The organism is Undibacterium sp. Ji50W (genome assembly GCF_049340445.1).
Taxonomy (GTDB): Bacteria; Pseudomonadota; Gammaproteobacteria; order Burkholderiales; family Burkholderiaceae_D; genus Undibacterium.
In genome coordinates this window covers 79524-96493 of sequence record NZ_JBMPOX010000021.1, presented here as the reverse complement: position 1 = coordinate 96493, position 16970 = coordinate 79524, and the positions used below count along the sequence as shown (strand labels likewise).

The 16970-nt window shown below is 50.4% G+C and carries 20 protein-coding genes; 6 read left to right on the top strand and 14 right to left on the bottom strand.

From position 1 onward, the window contains the following. Window positions 1-107: 107 nt before the first annotated feature. From ACO0K9_RS22780 to ACO0K9_RS22765, 4 genes are all read right to left on the bottom strand, one after another. Window positions 108-542, bottom strand: coding sequence for a MarR family winged helix-turn-helix transcriptional regulator (locus ACO0K9_RS22780; RefSeq protein WP_422988719.1), 435 nt, complete (start codon window positions 540-542; stop codon window positions 108-110). 67 nt (window positions 543-609) lie between these two features. Beyond that, window positions 610-1176: a YceI family protein gene (locus ACO0K9_RS22775; RefSeq protein WP_422988717.1), complete on the bottom strand. Its 567-nt coding sequence runs from the start codon at window positions 1174-1176 to the stop codon at window positions 610-612. 68 nt (window positions 1177-1244) lie between these two features. Further along, the gene (locus ACO0K9_RS22770; RefSeq protein ID WP_422988745.1) at window positions 1245-1796 is read right to left on the bottom strand and encodes a YceI family protein; all 552 of its coding nucleotides are present in this window, start codon (window positions 1794-1796) and stop codon (window positions 1245-1247) included. A gap of 37 nt (window positions 1797-1833) precedes the next feature. Further along, on the bottom strand, window positions 1834-2370 hold the full coding sequence (locus ACO0K9_RS22765) for a cytochrome b (protein WP_422988715.1): 537 nt from the start codon (window positions 2368-2370) through the stop codon (window positions 1834-1836). 294 nt (window positions 2371-2664) lie between these two features. Between ACO0K9_RS22765 and ACO0K9_RS22760 the strand changes: the two genes are divergently transcribed. Next, window positions 2665-3858, top strand: a complete 1194-nt coding sequence (locus ACO0K9_RS22760; RefSeq protein ID WP_422988713.1) for a sterol desaturase family protein — start codon at window positions 2665-2667, stop codon at window positions 3856-3858. A 161-nt stretch (window positions 3859-4019) separates the two neighbouring features. On the opposite strand, the gene purB is transcribed toward ACO0K9_RS22760, so the two are convergent. Further along, window positions 4020-5387 (bottom strand): adenylosuccinate lyase, encoded by a 1368-nt coding sequence (gene purB / locus ACO0K9_RS22755; protein ID WP_422988711.1) that lies wholly within the window; start codon window positions 5385-5387, stop codon window positions 4020-4022. 260 nt (window positions 5388-5647) lie between these two features. On the opposite strand from purB, the gene ACO0K9_RS22750 reads away from it, so the two are divergent. After that, window positions 5648-6256: a glutathione S-transferase C-terminal domain-containing protein gene (locus ACO0K9_RS22750; RefSeq protein WP_422988709.1), complete on the top strand. Its 609-nt coding sequence runs from the start codon at window positions 5648-5650 to the stop codon at window positions 6254-6256. Between the two features lie 143 nt (window positions 6257-6399). On the opposite strand, the gene bfr is transcribed toward ACO0K9_RS22750, so the two are convergent. From bfr to asd, 6 genes are all read right to left on the bottom strand, one after another. After that, window positions 6400-6876, bottom strand: a complete 477-nt coding sequence (gene bfr / locus ACO0K9_RS22745; RefSeq protein WP_422988707.1) for a bacterioferritin — start codon at window positions 6874-6876, stop codon at window positions 6400-6402. 196 nt (window positions 6877-7072) lie between these two features. After that, the gene (locus tag ACO0K9_RS22740; RefSeq protein WP_422988705.1) at window positions 7073-7753 is read right to left on the bottom strand and encodes a TonB family protein; all 681 of its coding nucleotides are present in this window, start codon (window positions 7751-7753) and stop codon (window positions 7073-7075) included. A gap of 8 nt (window positions 7754-7761) precedes the next feature. Further along, a complete protein-coding gene (locus tag ACO0K9_RS22735; protein ID WP_422988703.1) occupies window positions 7762-8001 on the bottom strand; it encodes a (2Fe-2S)-binding protein in 240 nt (79 codons plus the stop codon). A gap of 13 nt (window positions 8002-8014) precedes the next feature. Next, entirely contained in the window at window positions 8015-8353 is a 339-nt protein-coding gene (locus tag ACO0K9_RS22730) for a hypothetical protein (RefSeq protein WP_422988701.1), read from the bottom strand. Between the two features lie 27 nt (window positions 8354-8380). After that, on the bottom strand, window positions 8381-8572 hold the full coding sequence (hemP, locus tag ACO0K9_RS22725) for a hemin uptake protein HemP (protein ID WP_422988699.1): 192 nt from the start codon (window positions 8570-8572) through the stop codon (window positions 8381-8383). A 280-nt stretch (window positions 8573-8852) separates the two neighbouring features. After that, on the bottom strand, window positions 8853-9710 hold the full coding sequence (asd, locus tag ACO0K9_RS22720) for an archaetidylserine decarboxylase (protein WP_422988697.1): 858 nt from the start codon (window positions 9708-9710) through the stop codon (window positions 8853-8855). A gap of 172 nt (window positions 9711-9882) precedes the next feature. On the opposite strand from asd, the gene ACO0K9_RS22715 reads away from it, so the two are divergent. From ACO0K9_RS22715 to ACO0K9_RS22700, 4 genes are all read left to right on the top strand, one after another. Next, window positions 9883-11190: an HD-GYP domain-containing protein gene (locus ACO0K9_RS22715; protein WP_422988695.1), complete on the top strand. Its 1308-nt coding sequence runs from the start codon at window positions 9883-9885 to the stop codon at window positions 11188-11190. A gap of 21 nt (window positions 11191-11211) precedes the next feature. Continuing rightward, window positions 11212-13125, top strand: coding sequence for a PAS domain S-box protein (locus ACO0K9_RS22710; protein WP_422988693.1), 1914 nt, complete (start codon window positions 11212-11214; stop codon window positions 13123-13125). Window positions 13126-13278: 153 nt separating this feature from the next. Beyond that, window positions 13279-13827 carry a peroxiredoxin gene (locus ACO0K9_RS22705; protein WP_422637792.1) on the top strand — a complete coding sequence of 183 codons (549 nt, stop codon included), beginning with the start codon at window positions 13279-13281 and terminating at the stop codon, window positions 13825-13827. 75 nt (window positions 13828-13902) lie between these two features. After that, a complete protein-coding gene (locus tag ACO0K9_RS22700; protein ID WP_186950911.1) occupies window positions 13903-14427 on the top strand; it encodes a carboxymuconolactone decarboxylase family protein in 525 nt (174 codons plus the stop codon). 466 nt (window positions 14428-14893) lie between these two features. On the opposite strand, the gene ACO0K9_RS22695 is transcribed toward ACO0K9_RS22700, so the two are convergent. From ACO0K9_RS22695 to ACO0K9_RS22685, 3 genes are all read right to left on the bottom strand, one after another. Then, a complete protein-coding gene (locus ACO0K9_RS22695) occupies window positions 14894-15226 on the bottom strand; it encodes a hypothetical protein (RefSeq protein ID WP_422988691.1) in 333 nt (110 codons plus the stop codon). Between the two features lie 507 nt (window positions 15227-15733). Further along, entirely contained in the window at window positions 15734-16078 is a 345-nt protein-coding gene (locus tag ACO0K9_RS22690) for a hypothetical protein (protein ID WP_422988689.1), read from the bottom strand. Window positions 16079-16109: 31 nt separating this feature from the next. Next, the gene (locus tag ACO0K9_RS22685; RefSeq protein ID WP_422988687.1) at window positions 16110-16898 is read right to left on the bottom strand and encodes a prohibitin family protein; all 789 of its coding nucleotides are present in this window, start codon (window positions 16896-16898) and stop codon (window positions 16110-16112) included. Window positions 16899-16970: the final 72 nt, after the last annotated feature.

The following is a 16970-nucleotide window of genomic DNA, read 5'->3' as shown; positions in this document are numbered from 1 at the left end:
TTTCATGCGGGTAGAGGGGGACCATCCAAATTCCTGATTAGCTTGGTAAGAAATGCGTTGGGAAGCATGCAGCAGTGTGCACACGTTCCGCAGTGCTTATTCTTTCTTCAATGGCTGTCGTCGAGCAGATGTTGCTTCAACTTGCCTAGCGCAGTTTCCAGTTGCAGGTAATCTGCTTCGGTATAGGTAGTGAAACGCAGTTTGCCGCGTTGTACTACCTTGGGGAAAATATCGTCGAAGGTGGCTTCGCCACAGGGCGTCAGTTTGACAAACAATTGTCGTCGGTCATCGTTGCTGCGGTCACGTTGTATCAGGCCTTTTTGTTCCAGGCGGTCAAGCACACCGGTCAGGGTGCCTTTGGTGATCAGGGTTTTTTCACCCAGTTCCTTGCAGGTCATGCCAGGGGTATTGCCCAGGGTGGCAATAATATCGAATTGAGAATGCGTAAAGCCGAGCTTGCGCACCGTCCTTGTTGAGGATTGCTCAAATAATTGCATGCATTCGGAAAGTAATCGTATGCTGCGCAGGAAGCGTTCACCCATAAGAAAAATCGAAGTGTTGAAGGTTTGATCCACCTCGGCGGATCAAACCAGAGAGCAAATTTACAACTTAATCAGCCTTGATCGCTTCTACCTGGATCGCCAGTTTTACTTCAGGTGCAAAACGTGGAACGCCAAAATTCATACCGAAGTCAGTACGTTTGAATTCAGCAGTTGCGTCAGCACCGCAAGCTTCTTTCTTGAACATCGGATGCTGGATGCACTTGAACTTGTTGATGGTCAGTGTGACTGGCTTGGTCACGCCCAGCAAGGTCAGTTCACCCTGGACAGAAACTGGGGTATCACCGTCAAACTTGATGGATGTGCCTTTGTAAGTCGCTGTCGGGAATTGTGCAACATTGAACAAGTCTTTGGACTTGGCATGTTCATTCATTTTTTCGTGACCGAAATCGATGGAGCTGGCATCGATGGTGATATCCACTGTACCGGTTTTCGCTGCGCGATCAAGAACGATCTTGCCTGTTGTTTTGGTGAACTTGCCACGCCATACGGAAATGCCCATGTGGTCAGCTTCAAAACTTGGGTAAGTATGGTTGGATTCGATATTGTAAGTCTGTGCAAAAGCAGGTGCTGCACTGATCAGCAAAGCGGCGGCGATAAGTTGGGTGATTTTCATGTGTTACTCCTGGTCTGAAAAATAAATATAAAAAATGTGACGTACTCTTTTTGGTGTTACGTCGGGGCTTACGGGGTGGTGACTACGTGAAACTTGATCTGTACTTCGTCGGCAACCATGCCTGTATCTTTCCATTCGCCTTCGCCGATACTGAAAGCGAGACGTTTGATAGGAAGGCTGCCGTCAAATACTTGATTATTGCCTTCTTTTTTGACGCTCAGCGGGAAGCTGACATCCATGGTTTTACCTTTGATGCTGAGCTTGCCGACGACATCCAGTTTGCCGGCTGCACCTGCCTTCATGGAAGTGGAAACGAAGCTGGCCTTGGAAAACTGGGCTGCGTTAAACCATTCTTTTTTCAAGACTTCCTTGTTGTATTCAGCATCGCCCAGATCAAAACTGGTGACATCAATATCAACCGTTGCCTTGGATGCTTCCGGCTTGGCAGCGTCATAGTCGATATTGGCCGTGAATTTTTTAAACTTGGCATCGACCGGCACATTCATTTGCTTGAAAACGATACTGACGGCGCTCTTGGCATTGTCCAGTTTCATGATGGCGGCCATGGCCGGTGTGATGATGGCCAGTGCGACTGCGCTGGACAGCAAAATTTTCTTCATGGAGTGTGATGACATAGGTGTTCCTGATAAAAGTGAATTAATGACCGGGACGCATGCGATACAAGAGGCCATCCTTGTCGATGAAATGGTGTTTCAGTGCAGCGGCTACATGCAACAAGACCAGTGCCAGCATTACATAGTTCAAAGTTTCGTGAAGCTCTTTCAGCGTCTCTTTCAGTTCCGGGTTCGGTCCCATCAGTACCGGTAATTGAAACAGACCTAGGTACACTACAGGGTAGCCGGAAGCCAGCGTATAAAAATAACCGGACAGGGGCACGGCAAACATCAGGATATACAGCAGGATATGGGTAGCATTGGCCGCCTGCGCCTGCAATTTGCCCATATTGGCCGGGTAAGGTGGCGCTTTGCCAAACAGACGGCCCAGCAGGCGAATGGCAACCAGTGCCAGCACCGTTACGCCCAGCCATTTATGGTAAGAATAATATTGCAATTTGGTCGGGCTGAACTTCATGTCGGTCATGACGGTGCCAAGTGCAAAAGCAGCAACAATCAATAGTGCGATGAGCCAGTGCAACAGAATGCTGACATTGGAATATTTTTGCGTTACCGGCATAGGAGCTCCTCTGATGAAAGAGATAATTAGTTCTAAGTAGAACTAATATAGCAAAAAAAAGTAAAGTCTGCTGAAGTGCCGTTTATTTTCCGGCAGCAAGGAATTACACCATATTAGTCATAGTATGAGTTTGTTGCAAAAATAAGCTGTATTTGACATACTTTTTACCAACTTGATGGCTGGCTTCCAGAGGGATACTGCGGGATTGCCTTACAAATTGCAGCAATCTTTTTTACGGGCGATCAGGCAAGTCCATTATCATAGGCCCATGTTATTAATTTCATCACGGCTATCATGAAACCTGAAACTCTGGAAAAAAAACTGGTGGAGCCTGCAAAGTCCGTGCTGGGAAATGTCAGCAATGCCGTCAGTGAAACCACGGATTTGCTGGATCAAAGCGGGCCGCTGGAGCCGGGTACCGGGCTGGCCAGTGGCGTACTGGCACTGACGCTGGCTTTTCTGTGCCTGCTTGGGGTGTTGGCCTTTCATTTTCCGCAATACCTGACCACGCCGGAGCTCAGGCAAAAGTATTCACCCGATTTGATCCGCCATATCCTGTTTGCTGCCTTGTTGTTGTCCGGCGTTATCAGTCTGCTCAATGTCTTGTTCAAACGTCGTCGTGGTTTGAATGGGATTGCCGGCATGCTGGTGCTGGCCAGCCTGGCACTGGGTGGCTCGCATGTGCCGGTGGCCGATTTCCCGGACCATACGCCTTACATAGGCCTGGACTGGTTTATCCTCGATCTGCTGGGTTCCACCATCATTTTTGTGGCGATAGAAAAAATCTTCCCGCTATATAAGGGGCAGTTGATTTTCAGGCGCGAATGGCAAACCGATATGGTGCATTTCGCCGTCAATCATTTCATCGTTGGCCTGGCTTTGTTGACCGTCAATTTCGCCATCCATAAACTGTTTGGCTGGATGGCGCATGACAGCGTACGCGCATTTGTGCAGTCGATTTATTTCTTCCCGCAATTGCTATTGTGCATCCTGGCAGCGGATATGGTGCAGTACTGGACCCACAGGGCCTATCATGAGATTCCATTCTTATGGCGCTTCCATGCAGTCCACCATTCTGCCAAGACCATGGATTGGCTGGCTGGTTCACGTCAACACATACTTGAGCTGATTGTCACGCGGGTGGGCGTACTCGGTGCCCTGTACGTACTGGGGTTCGACAAGACTGTGATGGACTGGTACATCATCGTGGTGGGTTTTCAGGCAGTGTTCAATCACGCCAATGTGCACCTGCCGTGGGGGCCGGTCAAATATCTGATCGTGACACCGGATTTTCATCACTGGCATCATTCATCGGATGACGTGGCCATCGACAAAAATTACGCCGCGCATTATGCCTTCCTCGATCACTTGTTTGGTACGGCGATCAAGGGGCAAAAGGGCTTTCCGGAAAAATATGGCGTGCAGGGCGACTATATGCCGGACGGTTTCGTGAAACAGCTGATGTTCCCGTTCCGTTCGCAGAAATAAATAATTAAGCAAGACCAAAAGACTCACCACAGAGACACAGAGACACAGAGGCGCAGAGAAAAACAAAAGAGAGAAAAACAATGTGATGCAAGCTTGCTTTTCTCAGCTTTTCCTCTATGTCTCTGTGGTTAATGGTATTCTTGATTAACGATTAGATAGGATTAGATAGCTTTCGCCAGTTTGGCAGCGATGCCGATGTAATTTGCTGGTGTCATTGCCAGCAGCAAATCTTTGGCGTCGCGTGGGATTGCCAGACCTTCGACAAACTCTTGCAGGGCTTCTTTGGTGATGCCTTTGCCGCGTGTCAGTTCTTTCAATTGTTCGTAAGCGTTTTCAACTGCATAACGACGCATCACGGTTTGTACCGGTTCGGCCAATACTTCCCAGGTTGCATTGAGATCGGCAGCCAGGCGTTCAGGGTTGGTTTCCAGTTTGTTCAAACCACGCAGGCAACTGTCGTAGGCCAACAATGTGTAGCCAAAGGCCACGCCGATATTGCGCAGCACGGTGGAATCGGTCAGGTCACGCTGCCAGCGTGATACCGGCAATTTTTCAGACAGGTGGCGCAGCAGGGAATTGGCCAGGCCCAGATTGCCTTCGGAATTTTCAAAGTCGATAGGATTGACTTTGTGTGGCATGGTGGAAGAACCGATTTCACCCGCCTTGGTTTTTTGTTTGAAGTAGCCGACCGAGATATAACCCCAGATATCGCGATTCAAATCCAGCAGGATGGTATTGACGCGGGCGAAGGCATCAAACATCTCAGCCATGTAATCATGCGGCTCTATCTGTATGGTGTAAGGGTTATAAGTCAGGCCCAGACGCCGTTCGATGACGTTTTTGGAAAAACTTTCCCAGTCATGCTGCGGGTAGGCGGACAGGTGGGCATTGTAATTGCCGACCGCGCCATTCATCTTGCCCAGGATCTCAACCTGTTCTATGCGTTTGATGGCACGTTGCAGACGGGCCACCACGTTCGCCATTTCCTTGCCCAGGGTAGTCGGGCTGGCTGCCTGACCATGGGTGCGTGACAGCATAGGCACGTCGGCATTGGTATGTGCCAGCTCTGTCAACCTGGCGATCAGCTTGCGCAGGGACGGCAACATGACATCATTGCGCGCAGTTTTCAGCATCATGCCGTGTGAGGTATTGTTGATATCTTCAGACGTGCAGGCAAAGTGGATGAATTCGCTGGCAGCAACCAGTTCCGGCACATCCTTGACTTGTTCCTTCAACCAGTATTCGACGGCTTTGACATCGTGATTGGTGACAGCTTCTATGTCCTTGATGCGCTGTGCATCAGCTTCAGAGAATTCAGCAACCAGTTTATCCAGCAGGGCAATGGCCGCAGGGGAAAACGCCTTGATCTCATCGAAGCCGGCCAGTGCCAGGGCTTGCAGCCAGGACACTTCGACTTTGACACGATGGTGCATGAAGCCGGCTTCCGACAGGGTGGCGCGCAAGGCATCCACTTTGCTTGAATAGCGACCGTCGAGCGGGGAGAGAGCAGAAAGTGAAGATAGGGACATGATGGACAAAAGTAGAAGAAAAACAGAACGGCTTGCGCAAAAAACAATAATAATTTAACTTATGCAAACATTTGTCGTATTGCAAATGTTAATTTTTGTAGCTTAAAAACAGGTTTTTGCACCGAATATGCGATTTTACCATTTGATTTGTTTTAAACAGCATAAACACGTACTTGTTGCCTCTATGCAAGTAAGCTCGTTTTGCATGGGATTCCATGCGTGGATGTTATAATCCGGGCTAAACCTTCTATCACATTCCTATGAAACTAATTGGCTCCATTCCTAGTCCTTTTGTAAGAAAAGTCCGCGTTGTCATGGCGGAAAAGAAACTTGACTACATGTTCCTGCAAGAGGACGTGTGGGCGGCGGACACCACTATTCAGCAATCAAATCCTTTGGGTAAAGTGCCTTGCCTCTTGATGGAGGATGGCGGTGCCATGTTTGATTCCCGCGTCATCGTAGAATATCTGGATACCTTGACGCCGGTTGGCAAACTGATTCCCGCGCACGGCCGCGAACGCGCCGAAGTCAAATGCTGGGAAGCCCTGGCAGATGGCATACTGGATGCCGCCGTCCTGATTCGCCTGGAAAAAAGCCAGCGTCCAGCTGCGCAGCAAAGCCAGGTATGGATGGACAGGCAAATGAGCAAGGTCCTGGCTGGCCTGCAATCCATGTCCAGTGGCCTGGGCGATGCGCCGTTTTGTTCTGGCACCCATTTGACGCTGGCAGATATTTGCGTTGCCTGTACCCTGGGTTGGCTGAGCTTCCGCTTCCCGGAAATTGACTGGCGTGGTGATTATCCCAATCTCGCCAAATTATTCGACAAGTTGTCGGAACGTGCGTCGTTCAAGGATACCTTGCCGGAATAAATTTGTGCCGGGCACCAAATAAATACAAAAAGGGATGATGCGTAAGCCTCATCCCTTTTTGTTTTCAGCAACGCATTCCGGTAAACGGAATGAAGCTGTTTACTTCTTGTTGTACTTGCTGTTGCCCCAGTGTGGTGCCTGGCTTATTCTTCTTCGGACATTTGTGATTGCAGGTAATTCTGGATACCGATTTTTTCTATTAATTCCAGTTGTGTTTCCAGCCAGTCTATATGTTCTTCCGTATCTTCCAGGATGGTCTGGAACAAGTCGCGCGATACATAGTCACCTGCTGCTTCACAGGTGGCGATGCCTTCCTTGACGGTTTTTTGTGCAGCGTTTTCCAGCTTCAGGTCACATTGCAGCATTTCCTTGGTGTCTTCGCCTATCATCAACTTGTGCAAGGCTTGCAGGTTCGGCAGTCCACCCAGCATCAGGATGCGGTCTATCAGTTTGTCAGCATGCTTCATTTCGCCTATGGATTCGGCGTATTCCTTCTTGGCTATTTTTTCAAAGCCCCAATGCTTGTACATGCGTGCATGCAGGAAATACTGATTAATGGCGCTCAATTCATTGGTTAACTGAGCATTCAAGAGTTTGATGACTTTCGCATCGCCTTTCATGGCTTTCCTTCCGCATTAAATTGCTTTTGAACATAGTGACATCATAGTGCATGCACATAAAAAAAGAGGCAAGAACTGCAAATAATGCAGTCTGCCTCTGTCGTCGCCGTTTAAGGTCAGAATAATGCTGTCTGGGATGGGGAGATCTCAGAAGCTGATTTTGACCACGACCCTTAAATCCTTGCAACAAATGGTTCTAAGTATTCAGACTGAAACTGATCGTCGCTGTGGCAATCACAGTCAAAGCCTTGCCATCTTCCAGATAAGGTTTGAAAATGGCGCGCATGATGGCGGTCTTGGCGGCTTCATCCAGACGGTTGGAGCCGGAAGATTTTTGGACATCCACTTTTTCGGCGATACCTTTCTCATTCACCAGTACCCGCAAGGTGACTTTGCCTTCTTCGCCCATGCGGCGTGACATATGCGGATAATCTGCCTGTGGCGGACGCAGGTATTCAACGGCGCTGATCTGTTTTGGTGCTGCCGGCTGTGCCATGGAATTGCCGGGTTCTGCTTTGGCGGCAACTGCAGCTACTGGTGAGGGCACCTGGGGTGAGGGCTGTACCGTGATCTGATGTTGCTCTGCCGGGATATCAACAACGGGGGTGATTTGCGGCACCAGTGGTATGGGTGGCGGCAGGGTGCTCAGTTTTTTGGTCGGGATAGGTGCCGGTGCCTGTTCTGGCTTACTGACGTGCGGCTGTATCATGGTCAGTATCACTTCTTTCGGCAGTATCTGCACCGCATGCGAAATCAGGCCGTGTTCCAGTGCATAGAATAATCCCAGATGCGCCAGCACGATGCAGGTGAAAGAAACCACCCGCGATTTGGGTAGCGGCGCGGGGTCGGTATGATGACTGAGTGTAAGTGTAGACATGATGGCTGTCAGACAGGCTGTGCGCTGGGCTTAAAATGTAATTGCTGGATGAAATTTTGCAGGCCGGAAGATTTGTTGGCGTTGCTGTCCATGCAGTCACGCATGACCTTGCGGGCACAGCCGGCGCATTTGCCACAGCAGGTGCCTACATCCAGTTGCTCGCGCAATTCGGACATGGTGGTCACACCCATGGCAACCGCCTGGTGTATCTTCTTCTCAGAGACATTATTGCAAACACAGACAATCATGAAACCAGCTCCATTAATTCAAATCTCTTCGGTTACCCGCCAACAGCCAGCTCAGCTTGTGCATTTTGTTTTGCTGTGGAGATGTTCTCTCCACCAGGCTGGCCCATTGTTCTGACAGTTGCTGACATGTTGCCTTCAGCACCGGTGCCAGATCCGGTAAGTTGGCCAGTACTTTCAAATGACGTTCTATGACAGACGCCAATCGGGTCCTGGTCAGCTCTGCATCCTTTTGCGTACTATTGACCGTGTAATGCGACATCAGATGCAAGACCGCTGAAACCAGTAATTCTGGTCGCCGGGACTTGTCCGCTAATGCAGACGGGTCATCATTGAGCAGCGTTTCATCCGGCATAGTTCGCTCCATCGGTCAATAACGGCTTCAGGCAGTCAGAATCAGCTTGTTCAGTTGCGTGATACGCAGGCGATAAATCCGGCCCTCGTGATCAATTTCAACTTCGCGTTTTTGCTGCATCAGATCAGCGCTCTTGAGACGGGGTATGAGCTTTTGCTGCTGGGCAGCAATCGGTCCTGGTTCCGGTTTCAAGTCTTGAATGGCATCATTAGTACTCATATTTAACCTTGCAAATCTAAACGATAACAATTCTTATTTAGATTATTAAATATTCGCCTGCATTTGGCAAGCGTTTTTTATGCAGTATTTGATGTGCGGCAACGATCCTGGGTAAAAGTCAGAATTTGTCAGACCAAGTCGGGGAGGATTGAGCGGTGTTTGCCTGGAGGGCATCACCTGGAAAGGGTAGTCTGGCAGTGGATGCTGCCAGACAGAATGGCTATTCTGGAATGGATGTGAAGCTTGTATTATCAGGCGTAATGGGAAGACGCAGACTATCTCAGCTTTCCAGGTTGGCCATTGCTTCACCCATGCAGATGGATTTTGCCTCGGCCCAGTCTGGATTGAATGCCAGCTTATTTTGCGGGAATAACATGACTACCGTGGAGCCAAGCAGGAAGCGGCCCATTTCTTCACCCTTTTTCAGCACGATTTGTTGATCGTGCTGATCGTCATAGCGCCATTCACGCACTTCTGCACTACGTGGCGGATTGACCACGCCATGCCAGGTGGTGGCCATGCTGCCCACAATGGTGGCACCGACCAGCGTTAATACAAAGGGGCCGAAGGCAGATTCAAACACGCAGACTACACGTTCATTACGTGCAAACAGGCCGGGCACGCCACGTGCCGTGGTGGGGTTGACTGAAAACAAGGCTCCCGGCACATAGATCATGCGCGTCAAACGACCATCGCAAGGCATATGGATGCGGTGATAGTCACGCGGACTGAGGTAAAGGGTGGCAAAATTGCCGTTCTCAAAGCGTGCTGCCAGGCTGGCGTCACCACCTACCAGCGCAGTGGCCGAATAGCTATGGCCTTTTGCCTGGAATATCTGGCCATGGGCAATAGGACCAAACTGGCTGACGGCACCGTCCACCGGGCTCAGCAAATCACTGCTGGCCAGCGGGCGGGCGTCGGCGCGCAGGGGGCGGGTGAAGAATTCGTTGAAACTGGCATAGCTGCTGATGTCCGGATTCGCTGCTTCATTCATGTTGACCTGATACCGGCCAACAAACCAGTGTATCAGTCGGGTAGTCAGTTTGCCTGCTTTGGCATTGGCAACTTTTCCGGCAAATACGGTCAATGCTTGTTTTGGCAACAGATACTGCGGCAGGACGGCGAGACGATCGGACACGTTAGTTCACTCTCAAAAAGTTCAAGTCAGCGATTATAACGTTGCATTTGGATAAAGCAGGTTTTTCTGTACGCGCTTGCTTGGCAACATCAAAATATTTCTACATTTCAACTTTTTGCAAATGCAGGGTGCATATGCTATCGTCAGAGGAAATATCTATAATTGTTTCCCCATGTCCGATGACAGCCAGTTAATTGTGATTGATCAGGTCAGGATAGGAATGTTCATTAAACTCGATCTGAGTTGGTTTGAACATTCGTTTCCCATGAACTCGTTCAAGATCACCAGCCAGCAACAGATCGACGAACTCATGGGTCTGAAGCTGAGGCATGTGCGGTATATTCCGTCCAAGTCGGATCCCCTGTCGGCCAGCCCAGTCATCAGGGCAGCAGCGCCGGTACCGGCAGCAGCCGCAGCCGTGCCGGCTGGCCAGGTATACGCCAGCATTATCGATGCCAAGCGTGCGCGCTTTGAAAAATTGCAAAAGCAGCGGGAAGAAATAGCTCGCTGTGAAGAAAAATTCGTCAAGGCGGCGACGGTCGTTAAAAGCATAAACAAACTGATTTTTTCGCAACCAGAAGAAACCATACAGGAAGCTGGCAAGCTGGTGGACAGCATGGCCGAAGTATTTCTCAGCGACACCGATACCGTCATGCATCTGATACAGCAGACGGCGGGTAGTGAAGAAATGTATTTCCATACCTTGAACGTGTCGGTGTTGGCCATGATGCTGGCGCATGAAATGAAATGCTCGCCGGCACAAATCAGGATCGTCGGCATTGCTTCTCTGTTCCATGACCTGGGCAAGGTAAATGTGCCTGAACATATCCTGAATAAAACCACGGCCCTGACCAAGCCAGAACAGAATTTCTATGAACTGCATCCCCAGTATGGAGTGGAAGTGGGAAAGAAGGCTGGCCTGCCCGCGATGGTGCTGGATGTGATTGCCCAGCATCATGAATTCATGGATGGCAGTGGTTATCCGCATCATTTGAAGGGCGAGGCCATACGGATAGCCAGCCGTATCGTGACAATTGCCAATGTGTATGATAATTTATGCAATCATAATGACCACAGTTTATCCCTGACACCGCATGAAGCACTGTCAACTATGTATGCCCACCGCCGCACGCAATTTGATCAGGCGGTGATGGCAACGCTGGTCAAGAGCCTGGGCGTGTATCCACCCGGCACACTGGTGCGCTTGTCGAACGAAGCTATTGGTCTGGTGATGAATGTGAATGTCGGCAAGCCTTTGCGCCCGCGTGTGCTGATGTATGATGCAGAAATACCCAAGGAAGACGCCATCATCCTGGATCTGGCTGAAGAGAGCAAAGAACTGTCCATCAGTGCCAGCATCCGGCCCGGGCTGTTGCCAAGATCCATTTATGAATACCTGAATCCGCGCAAGCGGGTGAATTATTATTTTGATTCGCAGTCGAAAAAAACCCAGAGCAAGCCCCTGCCTGGCGCACGTTAACCGGAAATCGCCTACACCAGTATGTCACAGCCCTCATCGACGTTGAGCAATGGTTTGCTGCGGCATATGATAGACCATAGCCGTGACGCCATACTCGTCGTCGACAAACAGCAAATGATGGTGGTGGACGCCAACCAGTCGGCTTGCCACATGTTGTCCTATGAACGGGCTGACTTGCTGGGACAGGCACTGGCATATATAGAATGTTCCTTGCAGGACGTGTTTTTCTGGGAAGGATTACATGTCGATGCCATGGACGCCGAAGCCGTCGTGGCCGAGAGTGAATGGCTGACACGCAGCGGCCTGTCTTTTCCGGTGGAAAAGAGAGTGTCTGTTTTCAGTGATCAGGGACAGGATTATTTTGTCATTCATGCTGAAGACATCACCCACAGGCGTCAGCTTGCAGAAGGACAGGTGCACCTGATTGCGCAATTGCAAAGTTCGCTGGATGCTACTGCAGAAGGTATCCTGTCAGTGGATTTGCACGGCAATATCATCAACCTCAATCAGCGTTTTTCCGCCATGTTGCATTTGCCGGATGACTTGCTGGCAGGCCGTGACGAAACCCAGCTATTCGCTTACCTGAAAGCGAGCTTGCAGGACGCCGACAGTTTTTTCCTCAACCTGCAAAGCGTAAAGGATGATCCCAATCTGGAAACGGAAGATTTACTGACCCTGAAAGACGGTCGTTATTTTGTCTGCGTTTCCAAACCCGAGTTCTTGCGTGATCGCCGCATCGGACGGGTGTTCAGTCTGCGTGACATTACCCAGATGAAGGAAGCCGAACGCAGCCTGATGGCGGCACGCGATGTAGCACAGCAAGCCAGCAAAGAAAAATCACGCATGGTGGAAGCCTTGCTGGTCAGCGAATCACGGCTGCGTCGCCTGGTTAACTCCAGCCTCATCGGCATCATGCAGGGCAACCTGAATGGCAGGCTGACAGAAGCCAATGATGTCTTGCTGCAACTGGTTGGCGTGACCCGCTCGGAATTTATCGATGCAGGCATGAACTGGCTCGACAAGGCCTCGCAAGAGAGCCATGCCAGCCATGATAAAGCGCTGCAGGAACTGCGCCTGCATGGCCAGGCCAAACCCTATGAAGGTGAAGTGATACGCAAGGATGGGGTGCGCATTCCTGTCATGGTAGGCCTGGCACAGCTTGAAGGCTCGTTTGAGGAATGGGTGGGTTTTGTGCTGGACCTGACCGAACAGCGCAAGGCTGACCGCATCAAATCCGAATTCATTTCCGTCGTCAGCCATGAACTGCGCACCCCGTTGACATCGATACGGGGCGCCCTGGGTTTGCTGGAAAACGGGGTTGCTGGTGATCTGGCCCCCAAAGTCATGCAACTGATTAAAGTCGCGCACAAAAACTGCCAGCGTCTGGGGGTATTGGTGAATGACATCCTGGATATGGAAAAGCTGGCATCCGGCAAGATGATCATCAATATCGAACGTTTTGATCTGGTCGCCGCTACCCGGCAAGCGATTGAAGCCAATGCCGCCTATGCCCAGGTATTCCAGGTGCGCTACCGCATCATGAGCCACCCGGACCAGGCTTGGGCCATGGGCGACAGCGTGCGGGTGATGCAGGTGTTTGCCAACCTGCTGTCGAATGCAGCCAAGTTTTCACCCACGGGCGATGAAGTCGAAATTCATATCTCTGAAACATCCGGCAGTTATAAAGTCGAAGTCCGCGACAAAGGGGCAGGTATATCTCCCGCCTTCAGGGAGCAGATATTCAAAAAATTTGCGCAGGCCGATGGCACCAATACCAGGCAGCAGGGCGGTACCGGACTGGGCTTGAACATCACCAAGACCTTTGTCGAAAAAATGGGTGGCGAGATCGGTTTTGAGACCGAAGTTGGCAAGGGTACCGTGTTCTGGTTCACCCTTCTGGCTGGCGTCAAACGCCGTGACGACAGGGTGGGCTGAGCTTGACATCCAGAGATGCACAGCAGCGATATCAGATATCTTTTAACTAAATGAATAGTAGTTAAAATCTATTGGATATTTAAAATTCATAGTTATATGCTTCGATCCGTTGTGGATGCCTTGTCCACTTTTATGTCAAATCAGGAGAATTTAATGAAAACCGTAGGTCAAAAACTCGACGCATTCAAAGTCCCAGCAGCTAAGCCAGGCTTCAATCATCACGAAGAAAATGGCGTGTCCGCGTTCGAAGACATCACTGAAGCTTCGTTCCCCGGCAAATGGAAAATCATTTATTTCTACCCAAAAGATTTCACATTCGTTTGCCCAACTGAAATCGTTGAATTTGCCAAGCTGACCAATGACTTCGCTGACCGTGACGCCATCCTGCTGGGTGGCTCTACCGATAACGAATTCTGCAAACTGGCATGGCGTCGTGAGCACAAAGACCTGGACAAACTGAACCACTATGCGTTCGGCGATGCAACTGGTTCTTTGGTTGACATGCTGGGTGTACGTGATGTCAACGCCGGCGTTGCACTGCGCGCGACTTTCATCGTTGATCCTGACAATGTCATCCAGCACGTTTCTGTCAACAACCTGAACGTTGGCCGTAACCCAACTGAAATCCTGCGTATTCTGGATGGTCTGCAAACAGATGAACTGTGCCCATGCAACCGTACAGTAGGCGGCTCAACTCTGTAATTCAGGCTAGCACTGTAGATGTAAAATAAACCCGCTCCGGCGGGTTTTAAAACCACTTTTTGATAGGTAAATACTATGGAATTCTTGAATTTAATTAAAAGTCGTATCCCTGATTATGCCAAGGATATCCGTCTGAACATCGATGGCACGATTGCCCGTTCCAGCCTGGAAGGTAATGATGCAGTCGGCGTGGCACTGGCAGCAGCCTTTGCTGCAAAAAGCACGGTGATCATTGAAGCCATCAAATCCAGTGGTGCCATTACGCCAGAAGAAATCAATGCAGCGCTGACCGCAGCGGCGTTGATGGGCATGAATAATGTCTGGTATCCGTATGTCGAAATGGCCGATGATGCCGACCTGAAAACCCAGGCGGCCCAGTTGCGCATGAATGCCTATGCCACCAATGGCGGTGTCGACAAGCGTCGCTTCGAGATGTATGCCTTGTCGGCATCCATCATCGGCAAATGCCATTTCTGCGTGAAATCGCATTTTGAATTGCTGAAGAAGGAAGGGATGTCGGCGACGCAGTTGCGGGATGTGGGGCGGATTGCAGCGGTCGTCAATGCGGCAGCGCAGGTTATCTCTGCTGAGACTGTCTAACTACATTCTGCTAGCTTGCCAGTTGTACTGTGTGCTGCATGTGGTATGCAGACCGGGATATTGCGGTTCTGTAGATTGAAATTCCCTCTCCTTCAAGGAGAGGGTTAGGGTGAGGATGGGTTTCTGTCGATAAACAGTGACCTTATTTTCGTCATTCCTGCGAACGCAAGAATCCACCGGGCTGGCGCTCCACCGGGCTGGCGTTCCAGCGGCGTTGTTTTTGTGCCGTACTTTGATTGAAGCGATTGCCCTTCGTAGACACAAGCCGGGTCTCGGCCCGGCGGCCGAGATACTTTCTTTTGCGTCGCCAAAAGCAAGTATCCAAAGAAAAGGCGCCCGCAGACTCGCCCTTCGGGTGCTTACGCTACGCTTCAGCATAATTTGTGCATCCCAAAAAATGGGAAAGCTTCGAAACTCGCTTCGCTCAAACACGAAGCTTTCTGATCCATTTTCTGTGATGCACAAATTACATCGTCCCAAGCGGATGAGAGTCAAAGACAACGTCAAAAACAATTGCAACAGCAAAGTCAAAAACAACGTCAACACAACGGCATTCATATTTATTTGAATGCCGTTGCTTAACGATGGTGTGGGGGTTGCAGTTGTAGTTGCCTTTGATCTTAATCCGCTTGGGCCCTGTGTCCCTAAAGGGAGACACATTGCCTTGCAAGGCAATGTCGTTACGCAGGCGGATTGCATGCAATCCGAATTCCCTGCTACACCGAAGCCATTTGTGTAGTGCAGAAAATGGAAAAAGAAGGGCCGGTGTCTGAGGTGTAGCAGGGGTTTCGAAGTGCATGCACTTCGCCTGCGTAACGGCAATCGCTTGCAAGCGATTGTGCGCCCTGCAAGGGAAGCGAGTTTCGGACCTTCCCATTTTTTGCACTACATAAATGGGCACTCCCGCAGGGAGCGAGTCTGCGGTCGCCTTTCTTTGATTCCGTTCTTTGGCGAAGCAAAGAAAGGAATTCGGCCGCCGGGCCGAGACCCGGCTTGTATCCACGAAGGGCAATAGTTGTAACCAAAGTACGGCATACAACGAACGCCGCTGGAACGCCAGCCCGGTGGAGCGCCAGCCCGGTGGCTTCCTGCCTGCGCTGGAGCGACGACATATGATCGCCGCTTATCGACAGAAACCCATCCTCACCCTAACCCTCTCCTTGAAGGAGAGGGAATTTCAATCTACAGAGAACCGCAATATCCCGGCCTGCAATCTTAATTCAACGAATAGGGTGAATAAAAATGCTTCGCCAACATATTTAGGAGCAACAGGACTCAAGCGGAGCTGATCACACCACATTTCAAACTACCGCGACTTCCTCTTAAAAATACTCACCACAATCAACAGCAGCACCAGCGGTAACAAGAATGGTGAAAACACCATCAGGAACAGGCCGCCTATCAGTACGGCTATGCCTATCAATAAAAACGACATCCCGGCGATGACCAGGCCGGCCATGATCATGGCGAAGACGGCGGCGATGACGGCGACGGCGATGCCAGCCAGGGACATGCCGGAGTTGGAGAAGATGTCGAAGTCTTCCAGGTCCCAGTCAACGTTCAGGTCCATCGGGGTGTCGAGCATGTACCACACCAACAGCAAGAGTATGCAAAACAGCGTGAAGCGGGCGGAAGACTTTTGTTCGGACATGGCTGAGCTCTGTTAACAATCAGGTGCGAAATTATTTACCGATATTGAGGAAGGGGATGGCACCACCCGTTGTCGTGGGCAGGCGGCCATCCCATTTTTCTATCGCTTTGGCCTGGTTCTCGGTTTCGCGCAGGCGCAATAATTCTGGCGTCACTTGTTGCCTTTGCAGGGCCAGTGCTTCGGCTTCGGCACGGGCGCGCGACACTTTCTGTTTGGCTTCCACATCTATCCTCTGCAGGTCGCGTTCGGCCTTCATTTTCAGCTGATCGGCGGTAGTTTTGGCTTCGATCGCTTCATTGAAGGTTTTGCTGAAATTAAAATTGACGATGGAAAATTCATCCACGATCAAGCCATGCCTTGCCATGCGTTCCTTGAGTGCCAGCACGATTTCATCGCGTACTTGTGAGCGGCGTGAAATCAGTTCTTCGGCCGTGAATCTGGCGGTGACCGCTTTCACTGCTTCCTGCACGCTGGGGATGATGATGCGCTCACCAGGCTCGTTACCCAGATCACGATAGACCGATACCACGGCATCTGGTCTTACATGATAGTTGATGGCAATCTTGGTGTGTACGGTTTGCAAGTCTTTTGATGCGGCATCACCGTCGCCTTCTCCTTTCTGGATGGCGACCGATACCTTGTTCAGTTTTTGCGCAATCGGCCAGACAAAGTGGATACCTTCGCTATATACCTCATCCGAAGGTTTGCCAAACGTGGTCAGCACACCGCGATGGCCTGCCGGGATGGTGGCAAAGGGATTCAAGAGAAACAGGATGACAATAACCACTAGTGCCAGGCCAATTTTAGGAAGATTTTGCATGATTCACGATTCCATTAGGTGAAGACATCCGCAGTATAGGTGTACTTTGAATAACTGTTTCCGGTAATCGGA

Bases quoted from the DNA above. Each gene is read 5' to 3' on its own strand.
- bfr (WP_422988707.1), bottom strand. From the start codon at position 6,876: ATGAAAGGCGATGCGAAAGTCATCAAACTCTTGAATGCTCAGTTAACC.
- ACO0K9_RS22710 (WP_422988693.1), top strand. From the start codon at position 11,212: ATGTCACAGCCCTCATCGACGTTGAGCAATGGTTTGCTGCGGCATATG.
- ACO0K9_RS22705 (WP_422637792.1), top strand. From the start codon at position 13,279: ATGAAAACCGTAGGTCAAAAACTCGACGCATTCAAAGTCCCAGCAGCT.
- ACO0K9_RS22715 (WP_422988695.1), top strand. From the start codon at position 9,883: ATGTCCGATGACAGCCAGTTAATTGTGATTGATCAGGTCAGGATAGGA.
- ACO0K9_RS22685 (WP_422988687.1), bottom strand. From the start codon at position 16,898: ATGCAAAATCTTCCTAAAATTGGCCTGGCACTAGTGGTTATTGTCATC.
- hemP (WP_422988699.1), bottom strand. From the start codon at position 8,572: ATGAGTACTAATGATGCCATTCAAGACTTGAAACCGGAACCAGGACCG.
- purB (WP_422988711.1), bottom strand. From the start codon at position 5,387: ATGTCCCTATCTTCACTTTCTGCTCTCTCCCCGCTCGACGGTCGCTAT.
- ACO0K9_RS22695 (WP_422988691.1), bottom strand. From the start codon at position 15,226: ATGCACTTCGAAACCCCTGCTACACCTCAGACACCGGCCCTTCTTTTT.
- ACO0K9_RS22740 (WP_422988705.1), bottom strand. From the start codon at position 7,753: ATGTCTACACTTACACTCAGTCATCATACCGACCCCGCGCCGCTACCC.
- ACO0K9_RS22760 (WP_422988713.1), top strand. From the start codon at position 2,665: ATGAAACCTGAAACTCTGGAAAAAAAACTGGTGGAGCCTGCAAAGTCC.
- ACO0K9_RS22780 (WP_422988719.1), bottom strand. From the start codon at position 542: ATGGGTGAACGCTTCCTGCGCAGCATACGATTACTTTCCGAATGCATG.
- ACO0K9_RS22735 (WP_422988703.1), bottom strand. From the start codon at position 8,001: ATGATTGTCTGTGTTTGCAATAATGTCTCTGAGAAGAAGATACACCAG.
- ACO0K9_RS22770 (WP_422988745.1), bottom strand. From the start codon at position 1,796: ATGAAGAAAATTTTGCTGTCCAGCGCAGTCGCACTGGCCATCATCACA.
- ACO0K9_RS22700 (WP_186950911.1), top strand. From the start codon at position 13,903: ATGGAATTCTTGAATTTAATTAAAAGTCGTATCCCTGATTATGCCAAG.
- ACO0K9_RS22690 (WP_422988689.1), bottom strand. From the start codon at position 16,078: ATGTCCGAACAAAAGTCTTCCGCCCGCTTCACGCTGTTTTGCATACTC.
- ACO0K9_RS22765 (WP_422988715.1), bottom strand. From the start codon at position 2,370: ATGCCGGTAACGCAAAAATATTCCAATGTCAGCATTCTGTTGCACTGG.
- ACO0K9_RS22775 (WP_422988717.1), bottom strand. From the start codon at position 1,176: ATGAAAATCACCCAACTTATCGCCGCCGCTTTGCTGATCAGTGCAGCA.
- ACO0K9_RS22750 (WP_422988709.1), top strand. From the start codon at position 5,648: ATGAAACTAATTGGCTCCATTCCTAGTCCTTTTGTAAGAAAAGTCCGC.
- ACO0K9_RS22730 (WP_422988701.1), bottom strand. From the start codon at position 8,353: ATGCCGGATGAAACGCTGCTCAATGATGACCCGTCTGCATTAGCGGAC.